Below are 25,869 nucleotides of genomic sequence, written 5' to 3' on the forward strand. Positions count from 1 at the left end.
GGTGCGTTCCGGCCTGGGTGGCGCTGGCCGATTCGGGGACGGCTCGGACCGGGCCAGCGGCCGCGGATGGAGCGGACACCAGTGAGCGAACGAGTTCATACATGTCAGATCCTTCGGGGTTGGCGGTGCCCTGAAAGAGAACGCGGGCCGGGCACCCGAAAGGGGCTGCCCACGCAGGCTGCAGTGGATCTGTGGATCTGGTGCGTAGGTGGGGCCGACGGTTCAGAGGCGGCACCTTGATGCGGATATCCGGGGCTCAGGAGCCCGGATCTTGAGGCCTCACCTCCTTCACAGGGCTGCGGTGAGCCAGACGTGAGCGGACGGCGCCAGGTGGACACACAGTCCGCCGTCGGCCTCGCTGGTGTGCATGGACCCGCTGACGAAGTGCCAGGTCTGCTCGGCGTGTTCGGGCAGGAGGGACGGCAGGTGGATGCGCACCTCGTCGGCGGTCGGGTTGTGCAGGCCCAGGACCGCGCGGGAGCGGTCGGCGACCTCGCGCAGCACGGCGTCGGCGCCGTCGGCATCCAGTGCGCGGACGACGGCGTCCTTCGCGAACGCCGCCTCCAGGTGCGCGGAGTTCGTGCAGCCGGTCAGGTCGGGCGCCGGGGGCCAGGCGGTCTGGACGGGGGCAGGGGCGAGCGGGCTCACAGCAGGGGCCTTCCTGTCATGGCGGATCCGGGTTTGTGTCCCAACAGGTGCAGGACGGTGGGAGCGACGTCGGCGAGCGTGACGCTCTTCGGCAGCACGGGCGCCGGAGTGGCGGTGCCTGCGGGCACGATCACCAGGGGCACTGGGTGGGTGGTGTGCCCGCCGTAGGCGCGGGCGGTGCCGTCGGATGCCTGCTTGGTCATGGTCTCGGCGTTGCCGTGGTCGCCGACGGCCAGCAGCCACCGGCCGCTGTCGCGGGCAGCCTCGAGGATCTGCCCCACCGCAGCGTCGGTTGCCTCGCAGGCGGTGACGGTGGCGGGCAGATGTCCGGTGTGCCCGACGACGTCGATGTTGGCCAGGTTGGCGATGACCAGGTCGACGTCCGTGCGGCCGATGGCCTCGACGACCGCGGCGGTGACACGGTCAAGGTTCATCTGCGGCCGCGCGATGTAGTCGGGCTTGCCCTCGCCGGTGATCCGCACGTGTTCCTCGACGCTGCGTACCGTGGCGTCACGGCCGTTGACGTAGTAGGTGACGTGCTCGAACTTCTCGGCCTCGGCGATGCGCACACTGCGCAGCCCGGCCGCGGAGAGCTCGTCGGCCAGGCCGCCGGAGGCATCCGCCCGCTCCACCAGGGCGGGTATGGCGGCGCGGGTGTCGTACTGGGCCAGACTGAGCATGTCCGCCGAGCGTCCACTGGCTGCCAGGTGCTCGATGAGGGCGTCGGCGAACTGCTGGATGCGGTCGCTGCGGAAGTTGAACCACACCACCGCGTCCCCGTCGGCGATGGCCGCCTGCCCGGCGGAGGTGAGCACACTGGCGGGCATCCACTCGTCGCCGCGTTCGGAGGCGGCCACCGCCTGCTGCACGCTGCTCACTGCCGCGCCCTGGCCGTCGGCGACCAGGGCGACCGCCTGCTCGGTGAGGTCGAGGTTGCCAGCCTTGTCCATGGCGTATCCGCGGCCGATGACGGTGGCGATCTGTCCCGTCCCGGCCCGCTGCGCGAGCGCGGCGACGCGCTCCAGGTAAACGGTCGAGGAGCCGTCGGCGACGTCACGCCCGTCCGTGATCGCGTGGATGAACACGCGGCTCACCTGGTGGGCGGCTGCGGCGGCCAGCAGGTCACCCAGGTGATCGACGTGGGCATGGATCTGCCCGTCCGAGCACAGCCCGATCAGATGCAGGGCGCGCCCGGTGGCGGCCGTCTTGGTAAGGACGGTGCTCAGCAGGGGGTGGGTGCGCAGGGTGCCGTCGTCGATGGCCTGCTGGACCAGCAGGCTGTCGTACGGGAGTGGCCGTCCGGCACCGATGACCATGTGGCCGATCTCGGAGTTGCCGACCGTTCCCGCAATCAGGCCGACCGCTTCGCCGGAGGCGTCGGCCAGCGTGCTGGGAAAGCGGGTGACGAGGTCGTCCAGGACCGGGGTGTGGGCCAGGGCCAGGGCGTTGTCGTCGGCTGCGGGGGCGTGGCCCCAGCCGTCGAGGACCAGCAGGATGCCCGGGCCGGCGAACGCCGCCTCAGAGGTGCTCATATGGTGCTCTCCAGGGAGGGGTGGAGGGCGTCGAGGGTCTGCCAGAAGGTGGGGAAGGACTTGGCGACGCAGCCGGGGTCCTTGATGACGACGCCTTCGGTGCGCAGGCCGCCGATGGCGAAGGTCATGGCGATGCGGTGGTCGTCGTAGGTGTCGATGACCGCGGCGTGCGGGGTGCCGCCGGTGATGTACATGGCGTCGGCGTGTTCCTCGACGGCGATGCCCATCTTGCGCAGTTCGGTGGTGACGGCGGCGATCCGGTCACACTCCTTGACCCGCAGGGAGGCGATGTTGGTGATGCGGGTGGTGCCCTCGGCGTAGGCGGCGGCGATGGCCAGGGAGGGCACCACGTCGGGCATGGCCTCCATGTCGATGTCGATGCCGCGCAGCTGGCCGCCGGACAGGGTGATGTCGCTGCCGGTGACCTGGGTGTGACAGCCCATCCGCTCGAACGCCTCCACCAGGTGGACATCGCCCTGGTGGGAGCCTGCGCCGATGCCGGGGATGGTCACCCGGGATTCGAGGATGGCGGCGGCTGCCAGGAAGTACGACATGCCCGAGGCGTCCGGCTCTACGGTCACCTGCCCGCCGCGGGCCTGCTGTCCGGCGGGGACGGTGAAGCGGCGGTAGCCCTCGCGTTCGACATGGACGCCCATCTCCTTCAGGGCTGCGAGTGTCATCTCCACATACGGCTTGGAGACCAGCTCGTCGCTGATGGTGATCTCGGTGTCGCTCTGGGCGCGCAGCGCGTTGATGATCAGGCTGGAGGTGAACTGGCTGGAGACGGCGCCGCTGATGGTGGTGGCGCCGCCCTTGAAGGAGCCGCCGACGATGCGGATGGGCGGGCTGCCGTTGCCGCGGACGGCGGTGGCGTCCACTCCCAGCGGGGGCAGGGCCGTGAGCAGGTCGCCCATCGGGCGTTCCTGCATGCGGGCGTTGCCGTTGATGACGGTGGTGCCCTCGGCGTGCCCGGCCATGGAGATCAGGAAGCGCAGCGGGGTGCCGGCGCCACCGACGAAGATCTCCTCCTGCGGTGCGCGCATCGGCCGGCCCGTGGGAGTGACGCGGATCCGGGCGGCAGCATGGTCGATGTCGCAGGTGACATGACCGAAGGCCTCGAGGGCACGGGAGAGGTAGATGGTGTCGTCGGACAGCAGCGCGTTGTCGATGACCGTTTCCTGCCCGGACAGGGAGGCGATGGCCAGGTAGCGGTTGGTGTAGCTCTTGGAGCCCAGAACCCGGACGGTCTCGTCGAAGGCGGCCAGGGGCCGGACGGTGACGGATTCGGCCTTCAGCCGCGGGTCGGATGTGGCGCTCATGTGCTGCCTCCGTGAAGGTGGACGGGGTGTGCGGTCTTGGCGGGCCGTGTCAGGCCTTGACGATTCGGCAGGCGAAGCATTTGAAGGCCTGCTGGCCGGAGAGGTTGTCGTAATAGCGGTCGTCGGGAAGGGTGTTGGCCGCCTCGTAGCGGGGGTCACCGAAGAGGTCGCCGACCTTTTGCGCGGGACCGAAGGTGTTGGGCACGAACACGGTGTCCGCCCGGATGCCCTCCCACAGCAGCGCGGTCCCGGTCACCGCACCGCGAGGGCTTTCGACGCGGACGTCGTCGCCGTCGGCGATGCCGGCCCGGCGGGCGGCGTCGGGGTGGATCTGGATGAAGCGGATGCCGTTGAGCTGCTTGCCGGTGGCAGTCCAGTGGGTGACCTCGGCGAAGTGCACGACGCTGGGCCGGCCGGTCATGCCCATCAGCGGGAAGTCGCGGTGCACCGCGCCCGTGCCGGGCACGCCTAGGCGCACCGGGTGGGTGACGGCCTGGGGGTTGATGGGATTGGTGACGAACGTGCTGCTGTAGGCCAGCGTGGGGTGTGCCCCGGTGACTTCCGGGTGGGTGTAGAAGATGGGCAGTGCGCTGTGCCCGGTGACCGACAGCTGCTTGTCCAGCTCGGCTGTGGTGATTTCGACCTTCCCACTCGGCGTGAGAAAACGCTTGCCGCGAAAGCCCGGATCCAGGGATTCGGCCGCCTTGTACCAGCTGGGATGGTCCAGGTAGAGCGTGCTCACCCCGGGGTGGTCGGTACTCGGGCAGGGCCAGCGCAGCGGTTCTGTGCGCTCTTTCATCCGCTCGCGGGTCATGCCGCCGGCGCCCGGCGTGTGGGAGACGAAGTCGTCCCACAGCTGCTTGTAGTCCATCCACCGTTCGGGGAAGGCCTCGCGCCAGTCGGCGGCCGGGCGGCGGGTGTCGAGATCGGCCAGCGCCCGTGCGAGGCCGATCCAGATCTCCCAGTCCGGCCGGGACTCGCCCACGCGGTCGACGACTTGGTCCTGCCAGCGGATCGCGCGGTCGTCGCGGCGCATGTAGACGCCCTCCATCTCCAGCCCGCTGCACACGGGCAGGATGATGTCGGCGTAGTAGGCGGCCTCTTCCATGAACAGACCGGTGTAGACGTAGAAGTCGAGCTGCTCGAACGCCTTCTTCACCTTGGTGGTGTTGGCGGAGGACACCAGCGGGTTGCCCTGCGTGATCACCGCGCGCAGCCGGTAGGGATTGCCGGTGAGGATGGACTCGGCGAAGTAGTCCGGGCCGACCGGCAGTGCCTCGCGCCGCTTGGGTACCTGCGCCTTTAGCGGCGGCAGGTGCAGGTCGCCGGGCCAGGTGTTGTGCATGAAGTTGCAGCCGCCGCCCGGGCGGCCGATGTTGCCGGTGACCGCAGCCAGGAAGGTCGCCACCCGGTAGGTGTCGAAGGCGCCGAGCTGGTGCGAGATCCCGGCGTTGCAGAAGATCGCTGCCGGCCTGGCCTGCGCGTACTCCTCGGCCATGGCGGTGATGGTGGCCGCGGGCACGCCGGTGACCTTCGCCGCCCACGCCGGGGTGTACTGGTGCTTGGCCAGGTGGGCGCGCAGCTCGCCGAAGCCGACCACCCACCGCTTGACGAACGCCTTGTCGTACAGGCCCTCATCGACGATGTGGTGCAGCATGGCCAGCAGCAGCGCGAGGTCGGTGTGCGGCTTGGGCGCCACCCACCGGTCGGCCGCCGCGCCGGTCGGCGTCAGCCGCGGGTCGACCACGGTCAGGGTGGCCTTCGTCTTCTTGCGCCCGCGCAGCAGGTAGTCGAAGGTGACCGGGTGGGTCTCGGCCTGGTTGGTGCCCAGGAACAGATAGTGGCGTGCTGAGCCGAGGTCGTCCTTGCCGGTGGCGCCGTCGATGCCGTAGCCGTTGGTGAAGTTGCCCAGGCCGAAGGTGGCCGCCAGCGCGTTGCCGCCGGCGTCATTGCAGACCGGGCCGACGTCGGTGTTGTTGGGGCTGCCCAGCATCGTGAACAGCCGGGCCACCAGCGAGCCGGTGCCGCGCGGCAGCCGCCCGGTGGTGCGGTTGGCGATGGTGTGGGCCTGCCCGGCGTCCCGCAGCGCCAGCAGCTTCCCCGCGATCGTGCGCAGTGCCTCCTGCCAGCTGACCGCCTCGAACTTCGAGTGCGGCGAGCCCTTCGCGCCGGAGACGCGGCGCAGCGGTGTCGTCAGGCGCTCGGCGTTGTACACGAGCTGGGGCATCAGCTCTGCCTTGACGCAGACCTGCCCCTGCTGCACCGGATCCTTGTCCTCGCCGCGCACGGCCAGCACGCGGCCCGCCTTGAGATCGACGTTCAGGCGGCAGTTGCTGTTGCAGAACTGGCAGGCCGTGGCCACCGTTCGGTCCGGGGTCAGAGCAGCGGACTGGTCGGTGAACGCCGCCCCGGCAACACTGCCGGGGGGTAACGCTGAGCCTGGCGCGGCGGACGCGTGCGCGGGAATGAGGGGCAGCAGAGCGGGCGCTCCGAGGCCAGTGCCGCCGATGACGCTGCCGCGGACGAATCCGCGCCGGGACAGGCCGTGCTGGTCGGACTTCATGAAGAGGTGAGGTTCCTTCCGCCTGTTGTGGGGACGAGGCGGGCATGGCGGTGCCCGGACCGTGCGCACAACGGCGCACGGCCTTGGAGACTGCAGCGGTCGTCCGCGTCAGTGAGAAGCCGCTGCCGCGAAGCCCGCCTTGGCGCGCACGGCGGCCAGGAACGCCTTGAGGATCTCGTGCTCGGAGCCGGGCGCGGAGGACAGTTCGGGCTGGAAGAGGCTCCCCATGAAGAACGGGTGGCCGGTGATCTCCAGAGCACGCGGCGCGCCGTCGACGTCCCAGGCGCTGATCTGCAGCGATCCCTGGCTGGCAGCGTCCATGAAGGTGTCGGTCAGCCCGTAGTCGCAGTGGAAGATCTCCTCCACCTCGGTGGTGCCGTAGATGGAGGCCAGCAGAGTGTCCTCCTTGACCTTCAGGGGCGCCTTCTCCCCGCGGAAGGAGCACTTGAGCGGCGTGACGAGCGGCATCAGGCGCTCCGGGTCCTCATCGACGCCCTCGGCCTCGGGCAGGTGCAGCACGTTCTGCGCGTGCTCGATCAGGGCGCTGAAGAAGCCTCCGCAGGTGCCCAGGAACGGCAGCCCGTTCTCCCGGGCGTAGCGCACCGCGGTGTGCACGCCCTTCTGGTTGAAGTAGGGCGCGCCGGGCACCACCCATATCCCGTCGAAGCCCTGCAGGAGTGAGGTGTCGTGGATGTCGGTGGTCGGGATCCACTGGGTGGTCAGGTCCCACTGCTCACGCATCGCGTCGATCTTGGGGTGAGACGGCTCGTCGTGATTGCCGCGGTCGCCCACCAGGGCAAGTCGGGGCCGAGCAGAGACTGACATCGTTTCCCTTTCAATATTTCAGGAAGGGCCCGGAACAGCCGTCGCCGGTGACGGTTCCAGCCTCGTGAGCGCAGCAGTCCGCGTGCCGAGCGCGGTCTGCTCCGCAGGAAGTGGTGGTGCGTGAGGTGATGTCAGGACCGTGCGCCACGCACGGATCCGTGAACAGAAGTGGGAGAACCGAGGCGTGTTATCGCCGCGCCGGCGGTGATGCGACTGAGAGCGTCTGCTTGCCGGATGTACGCATGTGTCCCCCTGGCACCCCGTGAGCGGGACCCTCTGCGCAGGCCCCCGTGCTGCTTCTCGCTCAATTTATCGATGACGGTCAAAGTATTCGAGGGTCTCCTGCTCGGCCTGGAACGATTCGCGCCAACTCAGGCCTCCGCACCGGAACGCCGCCTTCCATGGCGCGGGGTGAGGGTTGATCAGGATCTTCGGCGCGGGTGCCGTTTCGTCGCGGAGCGCAGTGCCTCGCGACGGGCCGGACGGTCGGCGGACCGGGTGGTGGTGCGGCCTTGCGGTGTTCGCGCACTTCAGCCCCGATATCCCCTGCCGTGGACGGCCAGTTGTGAAGGCGCGGCGCAGATGGCCGGATGTGGCATACAAAGTTCGTCGTTATCAACAGCAAGTGCTGTTGATAACTGTGTTTGCTGCTTAATTGGGGGTGGCCGGCGGCTGGTCCGGCCTCTTCAATCCCCCGCGGGCCCGGCCAGTCCTGGCTGCCCCACGTGGGCGCCACCCCGTCGCGCATGAGGAGAACGCACGTTGAACCGCTCAGCAGGCCATCCCCGCAGATGGCAAATCCTGAACATCCTGTGCCTGAGCCTGGTCCTGATCGGTCTGGACACCCTGATCCTCAACCTGGCCCTGCCCAGCATCCAAAAGGACCTGGACGCCACCAGCAGCCAGCTGCAGTGGACCGTCGACTCCTACGCCCTGGCCTTCGGCGGACTGCTGCTCATGGCCGGCGGTCTGTCCGACCGCTTCGGCCGCAAGCGCCTGCTCTCCATCGGCCTGGCCGCGTTCGCACTGACCAGTCTCGGGGCGGCCTTCGCCTCCAGCGCCGAAATGCTCATCACCTTCCGCACCCTGATGGGCATTTCCGCCGCCTTGATGATGCCCGCCACCCTGGCCATCATCAAGGACGTCTTCCCGCCCGAGGAGCAGGGCAAGGCGATCGGCATCTGGTCCGGGGCCGCCGCTGTGGGCGTGCCGCTGGGCCCGGTGGTCAGCGGGCTGCTGCTGGAGCACTTCTGGTGGGGCTCGATGTTCCTCATCAACGTGCCTCTCGCCGCCATCGCCCTGATCGGCGGTGCCAAGCTGATTCCCGAGTCCAAGGCCGAAGGCCACCCCGGCCTGGACCTCGTCGGGGCCCTGCTCTCGGTTGCCGGCCTGGTCGCCATCGTCTACGGCCTGGTGGAGGCCCCGCACAACGGATGGGGCGACATCGTCACCCTCGGCTCCCTGTTCGTGGGCGTCGTCCTCATGGTCGCCTTCGTGCTGTGGGAGCGGCGCACCGCCCACCCGATGCTCGATGTCGGCCTGTTCCTCAACGCCCGCTACGGCGGCGGCGCCCTGGCGATCGCCTGCACCTCCTTCGGCCTCTACAGCGGCCTCTATCTGCTCACCCAGTACCTGCAGTCCGTGCTCGAACTCGACCCGCTGGGCGCGGGCCTGCGCATGCTCGCCATCGGCACCATGATGATCGGCGCACCGCTGTCGGCGAAGCTCGTCGAGCGCACCGGACTGAAGGCCACTGTCGTCCTGGGCCTGTTGCTGTGCGCGGCCGGGCTCGGCGTGCTGGCCGGACTGCAGGTCGACGACGAGGCCCAGGCGCTCATCGGGCTGGCCGTGTTCGGACTGGGCATGGGCATCGCCCTGCCGGCTGCTGTGGATGCCATCCTGGTCGTCTCCGCCGCCCGCCAGGCCGGCGCAGGCTCCGCCGTGGCGGATGTGGGCATGCAAGTCGGCGGCGCGCTGGGCATCGCGATCAGCGGCAGCGTGATCACCACCGTCTACCGGGACGACCTGCCGCAGGCCGCAACGCTGCCCGGGGAAGCGGGAGATGCGGTACGAGAGTCCCTGGCCGGCGCGTCCGCGGTCGCCCAGCAGATGGGTGGCAGCGCAGGCCAGAAAGTCCTGGACGCCGCCCAGCACTCCTTCGTCGGCGGCTTCGCCACCACGCTGCTGATCGCTGTCGGTGTCGCCGTGGCCGGAGCGGTCACCGCCGCGCTCGTTCTGCCTCGGGACCGTGTGGCCGAGGACGACGGCACCGCGCAGGCCGAAGTCGCCCACGGCACCAGCGCCGATGCCCCCGCAACCTCCTGATCCCGGAAGGGCGGACAGTGCGTAGGATCAAGCCCGTAGCCCGGCCCGGTGCGCACGCCGCGGCCCGCCCGGCGCCGGAAGACCGGCCCGGGGGCGAAAGGGAGGTGGCGATGGCACGGCCATCGAAGCTGAGGGTCGCGGTCAGTGATCCGGCTCAGTGGCTCAGTGAACGCGAGCGCGCCCAGATGCTGGCGCCCAAACTGCGGGCGCTGGCCGATGAGACCCGGCTGATGCTGATCCTTCTGATCGCGCAGCGTCCTCGCACCGTCAAGGAACTGCAGGAAGCCACCGGCTTGAGCCAGACGCTGGTCAGCCACCACCTGGCCCCGCTGCGTGAGCAGCAACTCGTCGAGGCGATCCCCAAGGGCCGCAGCAACCAGTACGTCATGTGCTGCCAGACCCTGGCCGAACCGCTGCGCATGTTCGCCAGCCTGGCGGCCATGGACCCCGAGACGGTGGCGGCCTGCCTGCACCCCGAGGCCGACCAGCCCGCCGCGCAAGGCGCCTGACCGCCCACCCACGCAAACCCGGCAGGGCCGGTGTCCCTTCCCCACGGGGAGGAGCACCGGCCCTGCCGCGTGCTGTCCTACTGCTGCAGGCTCTGCTGGAAACGGTCGCGGATGTCCAGCGTTGTCAGGGCGTTGGTCGCCCGCGGCGGTATGGAGCCCGTCCGGGGCAGCGTCTTGACGCTGATCAGGTGCGGGCCGGAAGCGGCCTGGGCCCGCTGCATCGCACCGCGCAGACCCTCCTCGCTGTCACAGGCGACGGCGCTGGCGTAGCCGGCGGCCCGTGCCATCTCGGGAAACGAGGTGGTCGCCGACGTGGTCGCCTGCCCGCCCGTCGACTCGTGCACCCGGTTGTCGAGCACCACATGGATGAGGTTGGCGGGCGCCGCGTGCCCGATCATCGACAGTGCGCCCAGATGCATCAGCAGGGCCCCGTCCCCGTCCAGCACCACCACGGTGCGCTCGGGATGGGTGAGCGCCACGCCGAGACCGATCGACGAGGCGTGGCCCATGGAGCCCTGCATGTAGAAGTTGCCGGGCGCATCCGCGACTGCGAACGTGTCCCGCCCGGTGAAGCCGGTGGTGGCGATGACCGCGGCCTTCGGCGCGGCCGCCGTCACGACACCGATCGCGTGCGCGGCGGCAAGCCCTTGCGTATGCGGGTCGTTGGCGGCTTCGGCCTTGCCGATGGCGCCGCGTTCGACCAGCACGAACGGCGCCCGCTGCTCCGCCAGGTCCTTCTCCGCCTGGTCTAGCACGGACCGGAAGTCCTCCACCCCGTGCTGGGCGTACAGCGTGTAGTGCGGGGTGTCGACGCTGTCCAGCAGGGCGGGGGTGGCCGGCCCCATCACAGCGTGCTGGGGCTCGTCGGTGGCCGGGTCGGGCCAGCCCCGCAGACTGGTGAAGGTCAGAATCGGCAGCTGGTAGGTCATCACCAGCGAGGTGAGCGGGTTGATCAGGTTGCCCAGGCCGGAGTTCTGCAGCATGACGTAGGCGCGCTGCCCGCCCAGGGCGGCGCCAGCGGCGACGGCCAGTGCGCTGCCCTCGTTGGGGGCGGGCACATAGCGGCCGGGCTGGCTGCTCAGGTGGGCGATCGGCCCGCCGAAGTGGGAGCACGGCACGCCGCTGGCGAGCGTGAACCCGCGCTCGGCGAGAAGGTCACAGAATTCTTCAGCGGAGATCATGGACGGGGCAGCTCCGTTTCAGCGGTGGGGGACGGTGCGCTGGGCGCCTTTTGGGCAGCGGCCCGGGAGCGGCGGCGCATCTTGATGCCTTCGATGATGATGGGGATGCCGGAGACGAGCACGATGCCGATGACGATGGCCTCGATGTTGTCGCGGACGAAGGCGATCTGGCCGAGGTAGTAGCCGACCAGGGTGAGGCTCACCGACCACAGGACCGCGCCCAGCACGTTGAACAGGAAGAACGTGCGGTAGGTCATGCGGCCCACGCCCGCGGTGATGGGGATGAAGGTACGGAACACGGGGATGAAGCGGGCCATCACCAGTGCCTTGGGCCCGTGCTTGAGCATGAATTCCTGGGCGCGTTCGGCGTTCTCCTGCTTGAAGAAGCGGGAGTTGGGCCGCCTGAAGAGAGCCGGGCCGATCTTGCGGCCGAAGGCGTAGCCGAACTGGTCGCCCAGCACCGCGGCGACGGCGATGGCGAGCATGACCAGCCACAGGGGTTGGTGCAGGATCTGGTCGTTGGCCACCAGCAGGCCTGAGGTGAACAGCAGCGAGTCGCCGGGCAGGAAGAAGCAGACGATCAGCCCGGATTCGGCGAAGACGGTGGCCATGATGCCGAGCATCCCGAAGGTGGATATCAGCGCTTCGGCATCGAGTAAGGGTGAGGAGGCGAGGTTCATCATCGCGGTGTGCCCCAGAGGTCAGATGGATTGAGCGGACGGCAGGACGCGCGCCGGCACCGCAGCGGGGCCGGCGCGCCGTACAGCGCTAGCGGGCGGCCCACACGGGACGCTCGTCGATACGGACCACGGCACACGTGATGGACACCCCGCCGCCATGGGCCACGATCAGGACGTGGTCGCCGGGGCCGACCTGACCGGTCTCCACCAGGTGGGTCAGGCCCACGATCTGGTCGTTGACCGTCATGTGGCCCAGATTGCGGCCGAAGTCGAGCAGGCCCTGCTCGGGGGAGAGCCCCATCGGGTCGAGAATGACCTTCAGGTACGCTTTCCTGGCCGGTGAAGACGTGGCAGACACGGGTGACGTCGCCCGGCTCCAGGCCCGCCTCGGCCAGCGTGCGCAGCGCGATCTCGGTGCGCAGCTCTCCCTGGCGGCGCACGACCTCGGCGACGGTCTCCTCCAGCCCCCCGGTGGCGGCCAGGCGCTCTTTGAAGTCCATGCTGCGCCCGACCGTCAGCGACGGCGGGAAGAGCGGCTCGCTGCCGCGGTACTGCTCCTCGACCTCGGCGGTCGAGCCGGTGTTGATGGACAGCAGGCTCGCAAATCCCTCCGACTTCGACAGTAGGACGGCGCTGCCCCCGTCACCGAGGACACCGTTTTGGATGCCGAAGGCCCACCGGTTGAAATTCGGGGTGCCGACGTTGTCGGCGCCGGTGAGCAGCGCGGCACTGCGTTCGGGTACGGCCTTGAGGTAGCAGACGGCCAGCTCCAGGGAGCCGATCAGGCCGCTGCACGCCTGCCAGACACGGAAGGAGGGCACGTCGCGGTCGGTGACGTGCCGCAGGATGTAGTGCTGCGGTGACCATCCCTCAGGCCCCTGCTCGTGGCCACAGGCGTGAATGTGCAGGTCGATGTCGTGCGGGTGCAGCCTGGAGCGTTCCATGGCCTGCCGGGCAGCGGCGATCGCCATGTCCGGGGCAGGCATGTCGTCCGCGACAGCGGCGCCGGTCCAGCCGTAGAACTCGTAGTCCTCGGCGTCGTACAGGCCCAGAGCGACGGCCTTTCGGGCGTCGACGATCTCAGGGATGTACGTGCCCAGTCCGGCGATGCGAATGTCGGTGGTCTTCATGAAGTCGGTCCTCGTCCCTCGCTCGGTCAGGCCGAGGCGTCAGCGGAGTTCAGTTCGGCGGCCAGGGCTTGGGCGACGGTGGTGATGCTGCCGTCCTTGAGGAGTTGCACCATGGGCAGCTTGACCTGGTAGCGGCGTTCGATGCGGTTGCGTAGTTCGACGGCCATGAGGGAGTCCATGCCGAGCCGGTTCAGCGGCCGGTTGACGTTGACGCGCTCGGCGCGCAGCCCCATCACCACGGCGGCCTCCTGCCTGAGGAAGTCCAGCAGTTCGCTGCCGGGCACCGCCTGCGCCACAGCGGTCTGGGCTCCTGCGGACTCCGGCGCCGCGGGTGCCTCGGCGGGGGCAGCTGTTTCGGCGACGGGTGCGACCGGTGCGACAGAACCCGCCTCGGGTTCGTCGACGGCCACCGGTGCGCCCGCATCGTCGGTCACGGTGTCAGCCGGGCCTTGTGCAGGGTGGAGTTCGGCGGCCAGGGCTTGGGCGACGGTGGTGATGCTGCCGTCCTTGAGGAGTTGCACCATGGGCAGCTTGACCTGGTAGCGGCGTTCGATGCGGTTGCGTAGTTCGACGGCCATGAGGGAGTCCATGCCGAGCCGGTTCAGCGGCCGGTTGACGTTGACGCGTTCCGCGCGCAGCCCCATCACCACGGCGGCCTCCTGCCTGAGGAAGTCCAGCAGCTCGCTGCCGGGCACCGCCTGCGCCACAACGGCAGCCTGCGTGACAGGCCGGGCAGCGGCCGCAGGCGCGGTAGCTGTCTGCGGTGCGGGGGCGGCCGAAGGCGAGGTGGTGGGAGCCGCAGTCTGGGCGGGCGCGACCGCCTCGCCACCTCGCTGCTCGTGCCTGGTTACGGCCGACGGCACGGGCTGCTTGACGCCGGTCAAGTGCTGCAGCAGCGGCGCGGCTGCGGCGCCCGGGTACGCGCGTGCCCAGGCGGGCCAGTCGGCCGGCAGCACCGCGGTGTGCAGACGGCCCTCGGCCAGGATCCTGCCGAGCAGTTCGAGGCCGTCGGCCGGGCTGAAGGAGGCCATGCCCTGCGGCAGCAGGGTGCGCTCTTCCTGCTGTTCCTTGCGGGCCACCATGCCGACGCTGTCCCAGAAGCCCCAGTTGATGACGGTGGCCGGCAGCCCTTGGGCGTGCCGGTGGTGTGCCAGGGCGTCGAGGAAGGCGTTGCCGGCCGCGTACCCGCCCAGCATGGGCGAGCTGAGCAGGGCAGAGCCGGAGGAGAACAGGACGAACGCCTCCACCGACTCCTCGTGCAGCAGCCGGTGCAGGTTCCAGGCCCCGGAGACCTTGGCCGCCAGCACCCGGTCCATTTCGGGGGTACTCATGTCGCTCAGTGGCGTGTAGTCGATGACCCCGGCGGCGTGGAAGACACCGCGCACGGGCGGAAGGCCGGTGCGGCGCCGGGAGGCGAACAGCGCCTGCATGGCCTGGAGGTCGGCGACGTCGACGGCCTGGTACGTCACGTGCACGCCACGCTCGCGCAGCTGCTGGAGCACGGCGACAGCACCAGCTTGCGGATGATCGTCGCTCATCGGCGCGTCGGGGTCGGGCAGCTGGCTGCGCCCGGTCAGCAGCAGGTGCCGGGCGCCCTGGTCGGCCAGCCACAGGGCCAGCTGTCCGCCGATGCCGCCCGCCCCGCCGGTGATCAGGTACGTGCCGTCGGCGTGGACGCTCACAGCCCGGCCGCGAGGACCTGCCGCAACAGCGGGCTGCGGGCCGAACGACAGCACGATCTTGCCGGTGTGGCGGGACTGGGCCATCAGGCGGAAGGCGTCCGCGGCCTTGTCCGCCGGGTACACCGTGTGCGGCAGTGCCTCCAGGGTGCCCTGGCCGACCAGGGCGGCGGCGGCCCGCAGCACGCGGCCGGCCCGCTCGGGGGCGTGCTGGATCATGTGCACGACGTCGACGGCGTGGAAGGACAGGTTGCGGGCGAAGGCCCCCAGCGGCAGCGGATTGTTGTCGAGGATGTCCCGCTTGCTCAGCTCGAGGTAGTGCCCGTAGGGGGCCATCAGCGACAGGTTCGCTTCGATGGCGTCGCCGGCCAGGGTGTTGTAGATGGCGTCGAATCCCTCGTCGCCGAGGGCCTTTTTGAAGGTGTCGGCGAAGGTGAGGCTGCGGGAGTCGGCCACCTGCTCCACGCCGAGTTCGGTGAGCAGTTGGCGCTTGGCGTCGCTGCCGGCGGTGGCGAAGATGCGGGCGCCCTTCCAGCGGGCGATGCTCAGCGCGGCCCGTCCGGTGCCGCCGGTGGCGGTGTGGATGAGGACCTTCTGGCCGCGCTCCAGGCGGGCCAGGTCGTGCAGCGCGTGGTAGGCGGTGAGGTACGCGGCGGGCAAGGTCGCGGCCTCGGCCCCGGTCAGCTGGGCCGGTTTGGGCGCGGTCAGGCAGGCGCGGGTGACGACCTCGGTGGCCAGGGCGCCTTCGGCGAAGGCGATGACCTCCTCGCCCACCGTGACATCGGTGACGGCGGGGCCCGTCTCGGTGACGGTGCCGGCGCACTCCCAGCCCATGACCGGCGGCCGGTTGTCCTGCCCGGGGTATGCGCCCAGGCTCAGCAGCACGTCGCGGTAGTTGACGCCGGCGTGGCTGACCTGGATACGGACTTCGTCCGCGGCAAGGGCTCGCTCGGGTATCGCGGTGAGCTGCAGGTCGTCGATGACGCCCGGTGTGGGCAGTGACAGAGCCCGCGGCGCGTGAGCGGCGGCCGCGGGCCGCAGCCGGGCTGCCAGGCGCCGTCCGTCGCGCAGCGCGATCTGGTCCTCCTGGTCGCCGTGCTGCAGCAGTTCGGCCAGGGTGGCGACGCTGGCAGCGGACCGGTCGAGGTCGGCCAGGCGCGGGGTCAGCGCCGGGGCCTCGGCGGCCAGGGTGCGGCCCAGTCCCCACAGCATGGCCTGGAAGGGATGGCGTACCTGCTCTCCGGTTCCGGTGGCCTGGGCGAGCTGGGTGATCAGCCACAGCGGAGGCTGTCCGATCAGGCGCTCTTCCAGGGCCCGGGCCAGGTGCAGCACGCTGTGGGCGGACAGGAGTTGGGCGCGGCGGATCTCGGTGGGGGTTGCGTCCAGGCCGGCCTGGGCGTCCAGGGCCCACAGGTGGAGGATGCCGCGGCAGGCGCCGATGCGGGCGACGTCGCCCAGGATCTCGCGGTAGTGCTCCTGCTTCGACGGGTCGATGCGGTACCGGTCGCCGCCTCCGGCCAGGGGGCCGGCGCCTGCGGTGACGGCGACCACGCGCTGTCCGCGACCGGTCAGTTCCCGCAGGAGTGCCCGCCCGGTGGAGCCGCTGTCGGTCAGCACCAGCCAGAAGCCCTCCTGTGCGGGTGCGGCCGTGCTGGGCGCGGGCAGAGGGCTCTCGTCCCAGGTCAGGGAGTGCAGCCAGGTGTCGCGGTCACGGCCGCCGCCGGGGGCGGCGGGGGTGCGGGAAGGCTCGGTCGGCGTCACGAGGTCCTCGGGGGGTGTGGTGAGCAGTGCGGGCGCGTGACCGGCCAGGTACTGCAGGCGCAGGCCGCGCATCTGCGCGATCAGGCGGCCGTCCTGGTCACGGATGTCGATGTCGGCGGCGAAGGAGTCCTCACGCGGGGAGGGCAGCAGCCTGGCGTGGCTAAACAAGGCGGCGGGCGGCTGCTGGTAGAAGCGGACCTCGTCGATGCCGCCCAGGACGAAGACGCCTTCCTCGCCGGCAACGGTCAGCGGCCGGGCAGCGGCCATGGCGTGGCCGCTGGCGTCCAGGAGCGCCGGGTGGAAGTGGTGGTGGGCCAGGCCGTCGGCGAGCGCGGAAGGGCAGTCCAGGCGGGCGAGGACTTCGCCGTCGGTGCGCCACAGTTCGGTGATGCCCTGGAAGGTGCCGTTCCACTGGTTGCCGCGTGCGGCGTTGAACGGGTAGAAGTCGCCGGCGTCCTGGTGCTGGGGCAGGCGGGCGCGGATGGCGTGGAGCGGTTCGGACGGTTCGGGAGCATCCTGCGGCAGAGCGCGGGCGGTGGCTTCGGTGTGCAGGATCCACTCGCCGCCGTCGGCGTCCTGGCTGTGGATGCGGCAGTGCAGCGAGGTGTCCGGGCGCGGGGTGACGGTGACCTTGACCTCGGGTGCGGGGCCGCCTTCGTCCAGGAACAGGGCGCGGTGATAGTGCACGTCGGACACCGACAGGGCGCCGGATCCTGTCACGGTGCGAGCGGCTGCGCCGATGAGTTCCAGGTGGGCGGTGCCCGGCAGGATGATCGTGTCCTGGATGCAGTGGTCGCGCAGGTACGCGTTGTCGCTCAGGTCCAGCGGTCCCTGCCAGACGTGCGTGGCGCCTTCGGCGGGTACGGGCCGGCCCAGCAGCGGATGCGCGGTCTGTGCTGCCTTTTGCCGGACGGCCGGTGGCACCTGGGGTGTCGCGGCCGCGGGGGCTGTCGCCGGGCTGGGGGTGTGGCTGATCCAGTGGCGGGTGCGCTGCCACGGGTAGGACGGCAGCGGCACGTAGTGGCCGCCGGCGCTCATGGTGGCGAAGTCCAGGCGTGCGCCGGCCGTGTGCAGGGCGGCGGCGAAGGTGAGCAGGCTGGTGCGTTCGTCGGTGTGGCGGCGCAGACTGCCGATCGCGGTGGTGTCCGCGCCGGTGTGCAGGCGGCTGGTCTCCTTGATGCCGGCGACGAGCAGCGGGTGAGGGCTGACTTCGATGAAGGCTGTCTCGCCCAGGTCGAGTTGGCCGCGTACGGCGCCGGCGAAGTCGACGGGCCGGCGGATGTTGCGCACCCAGTAGTCGGCGTCCATGCCGGAGCCGTCGATCACCTCGTTGAGCAGGGTGGAGTGCAGTGGGATGCGGCCCGCACGCGGGGTGAGGTGAGCGAGTTCTTCGAGCAGGTCCTCGCGCAGGGCGTCCATCTGGGGGCAGTGCGAGGCGAAGTCGACGTTGACGCGCCGGTTGTCGATGCCGCGGGCGTCGAGGGCGGCCAGGACCTGGGTCAGGGCGTCGACATCCCCGGACAGCAGGGTGGAGGTGGGGCTGTTGATGGCAGCCACCGCGACCTTGTCCTCGAATCCGGCCAGTGCGGCTTCGGCCTCGTCGGCGGGCAGCGCGACCCAGGCCATGGTGCCGAGACCAGAGAGACGTTTGGCGAGCCGGCTGCGGCGGCAGATGACGGCGGCCGCGTCCTGCAGGGAGAGCGCGCCGGCGATGTAGGCGGCGGCGGATTCGCCCATGCTGTGGCCGATGACGACGTCCGGCGTGATGCCCCAGGACTGCCACAGTTCGGCCAGGGCTATCTCCATGGCCCACAGGGTGGGCTGGATGACGTCGAGCTGCTTGAGCCGTTCCTCGTCCGCGGAGCGCAGCAGGTCGATGACCGACCAGCCGGTCTCGGTCTTGATGGCCTCGTCGCAGGCTTCCATGCTGTGGCGGAAGACCGGTTCGCTGTCCAGGAGTTCACGGCCCATGCCGGGCCACTGCGAGCCCTGGCCGGGGAAGACGAAGGCGATCCTGGGTGCCGCTTCGGGGTCGGTGTAGTCGCTGAAGAACAGACCGGGCTCGGCCTCGCCGTCGGCGAAGCCCCGCAGGGCGGCGGCCGCTTCGGTGTGGCTGTCGGCGGCGAGTGCCAGGCGGGCGTCGTGGGGGGTGCGGCGCAGGGCGGCGGAGTGGCAGATGTCGCGCCAGGCGTGCTGGGCGCCGGAGCCCTCGAGGTGGCCGGCCATGGCGCGGGCGGCGTCGGTCAGGGCTTCGGGGCTGAGGGCGGACAGCACCAGCAGTTCGCTCCGGGTGGCCGGCGTGTGGGTGTCCGTGTCGCGGGTGGCCGGTTGGGGTGCGGCTTCGAGGACGAGGTGGGCGTTGGTGCCGGAGAAGCCGAAGCTGGAGACCCCGGCGACGGCGGGCCGGCCGTGGTCGGGCAGCGGCGTGGCCTGGGTAGGGACGCTCAGCGGCAGGTTGTCCCAGTCGACGGCTGGGTTGGGGTGGTTCAGATGCAGGTTGGGCGGGACCGTCTTGTTCTCCAGGCACAGCACGGCCTTGATCAGCCCGGCGATTCCGGCGGCCGCCTCGGCGTGGCCGATGTTGGTCTTCACCGAGCCGACCAGGCAGCGCTGATCCAGAGGGCGGGGGCCGACGATGTGGGCCAGGGCTTCGAGTTCGACCGGGTCGCCGACGCTGGTGCCGGTGCCGTGGGCCTCGATGTAGTCGACGTCGGCCGGGTCGATGCCGGCGTTGGCGTAGGCGCGGCGCAGCACGTCGCGCTGGCCTTCGACGGCCGGTGTGACGAGGTAGCCGCTGCTTTGTCCGTCGTTGCCGACGGCGGAGCCGCGGATGACGGCGCGGATGCGGTCGCCGTCGGCTTGAGCGGCTGAGAGCGGTTTGAGGATGACGGCGCCGATGCCGTCGCTGCGCACGAAGCCGTCGCCGGAGGCGTCGGCGAACTTGCAGCGGCCGTCGGAGGCGAGCATGCCGGCTCCGGAGTAGACGACGCCTTCCTCCGGCAGCAGCACGAGGTTGACGCCGCCGGCGATCGCCAGCGGGCACTCGCCGAGCCGGATCGCCTGAACGGCGTTGTGCACGGCGACCAGGGCGGAGGAGCAGGCGGTGTCGACGGTGAAGCTGGGGCCGCGCAGGTCGAAGGCGTACGACAGGCGCCCGGAGGTGATGGCGCGGGAGGCCGCACCGGTCATGGCGTACAGGTCCAGTTGGTCGCGGTTGCTGTACTGCAGGTGCCAGTAGTCGCCGCCCAACTGGCCGATGAACACTCCCGCGTCGGTGCCGGCGATCTGCGGCAGGGGCTGGCCTGCGTCCTCCAGTGCTTCGTAGGCGACTTCCAGCAGCAGCCGCTGCTGGGGGTCCATGCGGTCGGCCTCCCGCGGGGAGATGCCGAAGAACTCCGCGTCGAAGGCGTCGATGTCGCGCAGCAGCCCGCCCCACCGGCTCACGGTGCGGCCGGGTGTGCGGGGAGCCGGGTCGTAGACGGCGTCGACGTCGTAGCGCTCGGGCGGGATGTCCGTGATGGCGTCACGGCCCTGCAGCAGCATGTCCCACAGCTGCTCAAGACTGGTGGCGTCGGCGAAGCGTCCGGCCATACCGATGATGGCGATCGGTTCGCTGGCGGCGTCAGCCGCGCGGGTGGGGTCGTGAGGCATGGATGTCCTTCCGGGCATGGCGAAGCCGTTCACTGGTGAAGCAGCACGGAAGGAACCGCGGTCTGTGCGCGGCAGACCGGCACAACAGCCGGCCCGGTGGCGGGCGCACACACCGAGGCAGAAGGGGAGGGAACAGGGAAGAGCCGGTCCCGTCTTTTGAGCGGTCGAAGGCGTGGCGAGCGCTTCACACCGTTCACGGTCCGGACGCGGCCGTCGGCACAGCCGCTGTTTCCTGAATGTCGTTACGGCACTGGGCGATTGCCCCGTGCCGCACACCCCCGCTGTTTCGATATGTATCGAGATTGACTCGTCGGGGGCGCCACATGCAACGCGGCGCGAAGTGACGCTCGTCACACTGGATGAGGCTCCGGCCGAAGGTTGACATTCATCGAATCAGAGGCAAGGCTGGAATCTTGATTCGTTGTTTATCTATATAGGCGGTTGTGATGAAGCCTCCGCCGCGCCGCCGGCGGGGCCGCCGCGACAGGAGCCGATCCCGATGAGTGATTCGGCCGGAAACCCGGCCGCCGACGAGCAGAGCGAGAGCCCCTGCTGCGCCGCGATCGCCGAGTTACAGCGCCGGGCACGGCAGCGCGCCGAGCAGCGCCTGCAGGCAGACGGCGACGAGGCTTCCCCGACCGCGCCGTCCAAGCCCGCACGCGATGCCTGAGCACCGCTACCCCCTTCCCGAAAGGACACCGCACCGTGGTTGACCACAGCCCCGACCGTCTTCCCGTCGCCGTGATCGGAGCCGGACCCGTCGGCCTGGCCGCCGCCGCCCACCTGGCCGAGCGCAGCCTGCCCTTCGTCGTCCTGGAAACCGGCGACACCCCGGCCTCGGCTGTGCGGGCCTGGTCCCACATCCAGCTCTTCAGTCCCTGGGAGTACAACACCGACCCCGCCGCCCGCCGCCTGCTCGAGGTCGCCGGAGGCTGGGACGAACCCGACGCTTCCGCTTTGCCCACCGGCGGCGACCTGGTCAAGCAGTACCTCCAGCCGCTGGCCGAACTGCCGGCACTGGCCCCCCACATCCGCTACGGCGCCACCGTCACGGCCATCAGCCGCCTGGGCATCGACCGACTGCGCACCGCCGGCCGCGAGAACACGCCATTCGTCCTGCGCCTGGCCGACGGCGAGGAACTGCTCGCCAGCGCCGTGATTGATGCCTCCGGCACCTGGCGCCAGCCCAACCCCGTCGGCGCAGGCGGCCTGCCCGCGCGCGGCGAAGCGGAAGCCGCCGCCTGGATCAACCACGGACTGCCCGACGTCTTCGGCGCCGACCGCGCCCAGCACGCAGGCCGCCACACCATCGTCGTCGGCGCCGGCCACTCAGCTGCCAACACCCTGCTCGCACTCGCCGAACTCGCCGACGCCGAACCGGGCACCACCATCACCTGGGCCATCCGGGCCGCCGACCCCGCCGCCTCCTTCGGCGGCGGAAGCGACGACGAACTGCCGGCCCGCGGCGCTCTCGGCTCGGGCTTGAAGATGCTCGTCGACACCGGCCGCGTCACCCTCGCCGCCAACTTCCGCACCCACAGCATCCGCCGCCTGGGCGACGACCCGGCACACGACCAGGTCCAGCTCATCTCCCGCACCCCGGACGGCGCCGAGCAGACCCTGACCGCCGACCGCATCGTCGCCGCCACCGGCTTCCGCCCCGACCTGCACATCACCGACGAACTGCGCCTGGAACTGGACCCGATCATGTCCGCGCCGCGCGCGCTGGCCCCCCTGATCGACCCCAACCAGCACTCCTGCGGCACCGTCACCCCCCACGGCTACCGCGAGCTCGCCCACCCCGAACCGGGCTACTACGCCGTCGGCATGAAGAGCTACGGCCGCGCCCCGACCTTCCTCATGCTCACCGGCTACGAGCAGGTCCGCTCCATCGCCGCAGCCCTGGCAGGCGACATTGACGCCGCCCAGTCGGTCGAACTGCAGCTGCCGGAGACCGGCGTGTGCTCGGTGACCGCCGGCGGCGAAGCCATCGCACTGCGCCTGGGACTGACCAAGGACCAGCACGAGCAGCTGCTCCACGTCACCGCCAAGCACCTGGGCACCTCCTCCAGCGCAGCCGAGGCGGTCCTGTCCGCGGCCACCGAACTCGGCATCGACCACACCGCCGCACTCCAGCTGGCCGCCTACGCCGCCGAACAGTTCGACGCGCCCGGCGCCACCGGCTGCTGACTGGCCCGGCAACGAAAGCGGCTGCCCCTCCCGCATCGGGGCAGAGGCAGCCGCACCGGCTGTCAGGACGTGCGGTGCACCTTGTGCTGCGCTGCCTGCGCCCTGGGCCGCACCACCAGCAGATCGATGTTCACGTGCGAGGGGCGGGACACCGCCCAGACCACCGCATCCGCCACGTCCTCGGCCACCAGCGGGCCGGGCACACCGGCGTAGACGGCGTCGGCCCGGTCGGAGTCACCTCGGTAGCGGTTGAGCGAGAACTCCTCGGTCTGCACCATGCCCGGCGCGATCTCGACCACCCGCAGCGGCTGCCCGCACGCCTCCAGCCGCAGCGTCTCGGCGAGCACGTGCGCCCCGTGCTTGGCCGCGCTGTAACCGCCGCCGCCCTCGTAGCACGTAAACGAAGCCGTCGACGTCAGCACCACCACCGTGCCGTCACCGCTCGCCAGCAGCTTCGGCATCAGCGCCTGGGTCACCTGCAGAGTGCCCAGCACGTTGACCTCGTACATGTGCCGCCAGTCGGCGGGATCGGCCTGCGTGATCTCGTCGACCCCGAAAGCCCCGCCGGCGACGTTCACCAGCACCTCGCAGGCTTCCACCTGCTCAGCGAATGCGGCGACTGCTTCGCGGTCCGTCACATCCAGGGGACAGACATGCACGATGCCGCCCTCGGCGCGAATTTCCTTGGCCACCGCTTCCAGGCGGTCGACCCTGCGTGCGGTGAGGACGACGGTGAACCCTGCCCGGGCCAGCTCGCGCGCTGTGGCTGCTCCGATACCGCTGCTGCCTCCAGTCACCACCGCGGTGCGCTGTTTGGAACCCTGAGTGGGTATGGCCATGAAGTGCTTCCCCCAGCCCTTGATTAGACAGGCATCGAATTATGGGATCTTGGCATCCGTGTCAACGAGTGTCAACATAGACAGATGTCAAAGCTCCAGGGGAAAGTGGCCGCGCTCCCGGCCGAGCCGTGCTGCCCGGCACTGACCGAACGAGAGCTGACGGTGCAAGAAGCCGAAGTCACCGCCGCGATGTTCAAGGCCCTCGGCGACCCGGTCCGGCTCCGCCTGTTCTCGAAGGTGGCCTCCCACCCCGACAGCGAAGCATGCGTGTGCGACATCGCTGACGTCGGTGTCTCCCAGCCCACCGTCTCCCACCACCTGAAGAAGCTCAAGGAAGCCGGTCTTCTGGCGTCCGAACGCAGGGGGACGTGGGTCTACTACCGCGTCGAACCCTCCGTCCTCGCTGCGATGGGGCATCTGCTCACTCCCGCGCCGGCCAAAGCAGCCTGAGGCTCCCTCCCGGCTCGCTGTCGCTGTTGGGGCTGGAGGTGTGGGCGGCGACACGCGCCTGCGCACCACCACTTCTGAGTCCTCGCGCCTCACGCTGAAATGCAAAACTGGCCGCCCAGGGGCCAGCGGGAGCGGCATTCTCACGCCGGGTGTCGCGGCGTGCGGACAGGGCCCTGCCGTGTCCTGCCATCAAAGCCTGGGCGCCCTGAATCCTCGCGTCGGCCGGTTGGCCGCCGTCGTCAGTTGCGCCGCTGAGCTACCGCCGGGACGCAAGCTCACGTCGCAAGCCCGGTGCGGACTGGAGTACCTGCAGCGGATGCCGGTGCCATTCGACTAGGAAGTGCGCGGGCCGCTCTGGGGGCGAGGGGTGCCTCTGCGGGCGCCTTCGGCCACCTGGTACAGCCGGCCCGGCCCAGTGATCACCCCCGGCTAACGGGTAGCCCGCCACGAGTGACGGCCGACGTCTGTGCCACGGCTTCTCGGCTGCCCGACAGGTGCTGGTCTGCGAGCCGGATGCGACCGCGACCTTCGACCGCTCGCCTGAGTCTCCTGCCTGTCTACGGTGTGGGCGGCTAGGGCGCGCTGGCTGCCCTGATCGCCCGCAATCGTCGACTCGGTCTACAAGCCTTCACCCCCATGAAATCGATGAACGTCTATGTTGACGTTCATCGATGTGAGTGCCATGCTGGGCAGCACAAGAGATCGACGGATGTCGAAACAAAGGGGATTCCAGTGAGCGCGCCCATCACCGATCAGTTGCCCGTCGTGGTCATCGGGGCCGGCCCCGTCGGCCTTGCCGCCGCCGCCCACCTGGTCGAGCGCGGCCTCGACCCCCTGGTCCTGGAGGCTGGCCCGGCCGCAGGCTCCGCTGTCCGGGAGTGGTCGCACGTTCGTCTGTTCTCCACGTGGGGGGAGGTCGTCGACCCGGCCGCGGAGAAGCTGTTGGCCCCGACCGGCTGGACCGGCCCCGACGTCTCCGCCTATCCGACCGGCGGTGACTGGGCCGAGCGGTACCTCCAGCCGCTCGCCGATGTCCTCGGCGACAAGGTCCGCTACGGCGTCCGGGTGGCCGGCGTCGCCCGCGCCGGTCGTGACCGGATCGTCGACTCGGGCCGTGACGATCAGCCTTTCACCGTGCACATTGAGACCGCTGACGGCCGCGAGGAGCGGATCACCGCGCGTGCCGTCATCGACGCGTCCGGTACGTGGTCGACGCCGAGCCCGATGGGCGCGGACGGCCTGGCCGCGCTCGGGGAGAAGGCGGTCGCTGACCGCGTCTCCTACCGTGTCCCTGATCTCAACGATCCGGCCGCACGTGCCCGTTACGCAGGCAAGCGCACCGCTGTCGTCGGCTCCGGAGCCTCCGCCTTTACCGCCCTTGCCCTGCTCGCCGACCTGGCCGAGAAGGAGAAGGGGACGCACGCGGTGTGGATCCTGCGCCGGGGGATCGGCGCCAACACCTACGGCGGCGGCGAGGCCGACCAACTCCCCGCCCGCGGAGCTCTGGGCCTGCGCGCCAAGGCGGCCGTCGAGGCCGGTCATGCGAGCGCAATCACCGGATTCCGCACCCAGGCCGTCTCCTACGACGGTGACCGCCTCGTCCTCGAGTCCGAAGACGGCCACCGCACGGGCCCCATCGACGAGGTCATCGTCCTGACCGGCCTCCGCCCCGACCTGTCCTTCCTCTCCGAGCTCCGCCTCGGCCTGGACGAGCGCCTCCAGGCACCGACCGACCTTGCCCCGTTGATCGACCCGAACGTGCACTCCTGCGGCACCGTCTACCCGCACGGCGTGAACGAGCTCTCCCACCCCGAGCAGGGCATTTACCTGGTCGGCATGAAGTCCTACGGCCGCGCCCCCACCTTCCTGGCCATGACGGGCTACGAGCAGGTCCGTTCCGTCACCGCTGCGATCGCCGGTGACCAGGAGGCTGCCGAACGCGTCGAACTCACCCTCCCGGAGACCGGAGTCTGCGGCGGCGCGGGCCTGTTCGACGAGGCGGAGAACACCGAGCAGTCCGGCGGCGGATGCTGCGCCACCCCCACCACGCTCCAGATCGGCATCGGCGTCCCGGCCTCCACGTCCGGCGGCTGCTGAACACCCCATCCACACCAGGAGGTTCGTCATGTCCCGAGTACAACTCGCCCTCCGTGTCCCGGATCTCGACGCGTCCATCGCCTTCTACAGCAAGCTATTCGGCACCGAACCCGCCAAACTCCGCGACGGCTACGCCAACTTCGCCATCACCGAGCCACCGCTCAAGCTCGTCCTCATCGAAGGCAGCGCAGGCGAGACGACCCGCATGAACCACCTCGGCGTCGAGGTCGACAGCACCGAGGCGGTCCACGCGGCCACCGCGCGGCTGAGCGGAGAAGGCCTGGCCACCGACGTCGAGAACGACACCACCTGCTGCTACGCCCTCCAGGACAAGGTCTGGGTGCACGGCCCCGGCCAGGAACCCTGGGAGGTGTACGTCGTCAAGGCCGACGCCGACTCCCTGGCCAAGCAGCAGGGCAGCACCTGTTGCGCCGACCCGACGAGGGCCGACACGAAGGAACCGGCCGCCGCAAGCAGTTGCTGCTGATCC

The 25,869-nt window shown here is 70.2% G+C and carries 17 protein-coding genes; 7 read left to right on the forward strand and 10 right to left on the reverse strand.

Going from position 1 to position 25,869, the window contains the following annotated elements; all coding sequences use genetic code 11:
- Positions 1 to 288: 288 nt before the first annotated feature.
- From QF037_RS31570 to QF037_RS31590, 5 genes are all read right to left on the reverse strand, one after another.
- Positions 289 to 648 carry a hypothetical protein gene (locus tag QF037_RS31570; RefSeq protein ID WP_307031022.1) on the reverse strand — a complete coding sequence of 120 codons (360 nt, stop codon included), beginning with the start codon at positions 646 to 648 and terminating at the stop codon, positions 289 to 291.
- Positions 645 to 2,180: a 2,3-bisphosphoglycerate-independent phosphoglycerate mutase gene (gpmI, locus tag QF037_RS31575; RefSeq protein WP_307031024.1), complete on the reverse strand. Its 1,536-nt coding sequence runs from the start codon at positions 2,178 to 2,180 to the stop codon at positions 645 to 647. The genes QF037_RS31570 and gpmI overlap by 4 nt, the downstream gene beginning before the upstream one ends.
- Positions 2,177 to 3,499, reverse strand: coding sequence for a 3-phosphoshikimate 1-carboxyvinyltransferase (gene aroA, locus QF037_RS31580; protein ID WP_307031025.1), 1,323 nt, complete (start codon positions 3,497 to 3,499; stop codon positions 2,177 to 2,179). Before aroA ends, gpmI begins: the two co-directional genes overlap by 4 nt.
- A 49-nt stretch (positions 3,500 to 3,548) precedes the next feature.
- Complete coding sequence (locus QF037_RS31585) at positions 3,549 to 6,062, reverse strand: molybdopterin-containing oxidoreductase family protein (RefSeq protein WP_307031027.1); 2,514 nt, start codon at positions 6,060 to 6,062, stop codon at positions 3,549 to 3,551.
- Between the two features lie 108 nt (positions 6,063 to 6,170).
- Complete coding sequence (locus QF037_RS31590) at positions 6,171 to 6,887, reverse strand: glutamine amidotransferase-related protein (RefSeq protein WP_307031029.1); 717 nt, start codon at positions 6,885 to 6,887, stop codon at positions 6,171 to 6,173.
- A gap of 762 nt (positions 6,888 to 7,649) precedes the next feature.
- Between QF037_RS31590 and QF037_RS31595 the strand changes: the two genes are divergently transcribed.
- Positions 7,650 to 9,212 (forward strand): MFS transporter, encoded by a 1,563-nt coding sequence (locus tag QF037_RS31595; protein ID WP_307031031.1) that lies wholly within the window; start codon positions 7,650 to 7,652, stop codon positions 9,210 to 9,212.
- A gap of 110 nt (positions 9,213 to 9,322) precedes the next feature.
- Positions 9,323 to 9,721, forward strand: coding sequence for an ArsR/SmtB family transcription factor (locus QF037_RS31600; RefSeq protein WP_307031033.1), 399 nt, complete (start codon positions 9,323 to 9,325; stop codon positions 9,719 to 9,721).
- 77 nt (positions 9,722 to 9,798) lie between these two features.
- On the opposite strand, the gene aepY is transcribed toward QF037_RS31600, so the two are convergent.
- Genes aepY through QF037_RS31625 form a run of 4 tightly spaced genes read right to left on the reverse strand, consistent with a single transcriptional unit; the run spans position 9,799 to position 19,803 of the window.
- The gene (gene aepY / locus QF037_RS31605; RefSeq protein ID WP_307031036.1) at positions 9,799 to 10,902 is read right to left on the reverse strand and encodes a phosphonopyruvate decarboxylase; all 1,104 of its coding nucleotides are present in this window, start codon (positions 10,900 to 10,902) and stop codon (positions 9,799 to 9,801) included.
- A complete protein-coding gene (locus QF037_RS31610; RefSeq protein WP_307031038.1) occupies positions 10,899 to 11,585 on the reverse strand; it encodes a DedA family protein in 687 nt (228 codons plus the stop codon). Before QF037_RS31610 ends, aepY begins: the two co-directional genes overlap by 4 nt.
- Entirely contained in the window at positions 11,582 to 12,712 is a 1,131-nt protein-coding gene (locus QF037_RS51505) for a ketoacyl-ACP synthase III family protein (RefSeq protein ID WP_444972120.1), read from the reverse strand. Before QF037_RS51505 ends, QF037_RS31610 begins: the two co-directional genes overlap by 4 nt.
- Before the next feature lie 26 nt (positions 12,713 to 12,738).
- A complete protein-coding gene (locus QF037_RS31625; RefSeq protein WP_307031044.1) occupies positions 12,739 to 19,803 on the reverse strand; it encodes a type I polyketide synthase in 7,065 nt (2,354 codons plus the stop codon).
- 499 nt (positions 19,804 to 20,302) lie between these two features.
- Here QF037_RS31625 and QF037_RS31630 point away from each other — a divergent pair, with 499 nt between their 5' ends.
- Together QF037_RS31630 and QF037_RS31635 are read left to right on the forward strand one after the other, a co-directional pair.
- Positions 20,303 to 20,473, forward strand: coding sequence for a hypothetical protein (locus tag QF037_RS31630; RefSeq protein ID WP_307031046.1), 171 nt, complete (start codon positions 20,303 to 20,305; stop codon positions 20,471 to 20,473).
- A 35-nt stretch (positions 20,474 to 20,508) separates the two neighbouring features.
- Positions 20,509 to 21,993 carry an NAD(P)-binding domain-containing protein gene (locus QF037_RS31635; RefSeq protein ID WP_307031048.1) on the forward strand — a complete coding sequence of 495 codons (1,485 nt, stop codon included), beginning with the start codon at positions 20,509 to 20,511 and terminating at the stop codon, positions 21,991 to 21,993.
- 62 nt (positions 21,994 to 22,055) lie between these two features.
- Here the strand turns inward: QF037_RS31635 and QF037_RS31640 are convergent, their stop codons facing one another.
- Positions 22,056 to 22,832 carry an SDR family oxidoreductase gene (locus QF037_RS31640; protein ID WP_307031051.1) on the reverse strand — a complete coding sequence of 259 codons (777 nt, stop codon included), beginning with the start codon at positions 22,830 to 22,832 and terminating at the stop codon, positions 22,056 to 22,058.
- An 84-nt stretch (positions 22,833 to 22,916) separates the two neighbouring features.
- Between QF037_RS31640 and QF037_RS31645 the strand changes: the two genes are divergently transcribed.
- The 3 genes from QF037_RS31645 (at position 22,917) to QF037_RS31655 (ending at position 25,866) form a co-directional block, all read left to right on the forward strand.
- Positions 22,917 to 23,282, forward strand: coding sequence for an ArsR/SmtB family transcription factor (locus tag QF037_RS31645; RefSeq protein WP_307031053.1), 366 nt, complete (start codon positions 22,917 to 22,919; stop codon positions 23,280 to 23,282).
- 732 nt (positions 23,283 to 24,014) lie between these two features.
- Positions 24,015 to 25,379 (forward strand): FAD-dependent oxidoreductase, encoded by a 1,365-nt coding sequence (locus QF037_RS31650; protein WP_307031055.1) that lies wholly within the window; start codon positions 24,015 to 24,017, stop codon positions 25,377 to 25,379.
- Between the two features lie 28 nt (positions 25,380 to 25,407).
- On the forward strand, positions 25,408 to 25,866 hold the full coding sequence (locus QF037_RS31655; RefSeq protein ID WP_307031057.1) for an ArsI/CadI family heavy metal resistance metalloenzyme: 459 nt from the start codon (positions 25,408 to 25,410) through the stop codon (positions 25,864 to 25,866).
- The last annotated feature ends 3 nt before the right edge of the window (positions 25,867 to 25,869 follow it).

The sequence above is a fragment of the Streptomyces canus genome, assembly GCF_030815415.1.
GTDB classification, from domain to species: Bacteria; Actinomycetota; Actinomycetes; order Streptomycetales; family Streptomycetaceae; genus Streptomyces; species Streptomyces canus_F.

Bases quoted from the DNA above. Each gene is read 5' to 3' on its own strand.
- gpmI (WP_307031024.1), bottom strand. From the start codon at position 2,180: ATGAGCACCTCTGAGGCGGCGTTCGCCGGCCCGGGCATCCTGCTGGTC.
- aroA (WP_307031025.1), bottom strand. From the start codon at position 3,499: ATGAGCGCCACATCCGACCCGCGGCTGAAGGCCGAATCCGTCACCGTC.
- QF037_RS31585 (WP_307031027.1), bottom strand. From the start codon at position 6,062: ATGAAGTCCGACCAGCACGGCCTGTCCCGGCGCGGATTCGTCCGCGGC.
- QF037_RS31590 (WP_307031029.1), bottom strand. From the start codon at position 6,887: ATGTCAGTCTCTGCTCGGCCCCGACTTGCCCTGGTGGGCGACCGCGGC.
- QF037_RS31600 (WP_307031033.1), top strand. From the start codon at position 9,323: ATGGCACGGCCATCGAAGCTGAGGGTCGCGGTCAGTGATCCGGCTCAG.
- aepY (WP_307031036.1), bottom strand. From the start codon at position 10,902: ATGATCTCCGCTGAAGAATTCTGTGACCTTCTCGCCGAGCGCGGGTTC.
- QF037_RS31610 (WP_307031038.1), bottom strand. From the start codon at position 11,585: ATGATGAACCTCGCCTCCTCACCCTTACTCGATGCCGAAGCGCTGATA.
- QF037_RS51505 (WP_444972120.1), bottom strand. From the start codon at position 12,712: ATGAAGACCACCGACATTCGCATCGCCGGACTGGGCACGTACATCCCT.
- QF037_RS31625 (WP_307031044.1), bottom strand. From the start codon at position 19,803: ATGCCTCACGACCCCACCCGCGCGGCTGACGCCGCCAGCGAACCGATC.
- QF037_RS31630 (WP_307031046.1), top strand. From the start codon at position 20,303: ATGAGTGATTCGGCCGGAAACCCGGCCGCCGACGAGCAGAGCGAGAGC.
- QF037_RS31640 (WP_307031051.1), bottom strand. From the start codon at position 22,832: ATGGCCATACCCACTCAGGGTTCCAAACAGCGCACCGCGGTGGTGACT.
- QF037_RS31645 (WP_307031053.1), top strand. From the start codon at position 22,917: ATGTCAAAGCTCCAGGGGAAAGTGGCCGCGCTCCCGGCCGAGCCGTGC.
- QF037_RS31655 (WP_307031057.1), top strand. From the start codon at position 25,408: ATGTCCCGAGTACAACTCGCCCTCCGTGTCCCGGATCTCGACGCGTCC.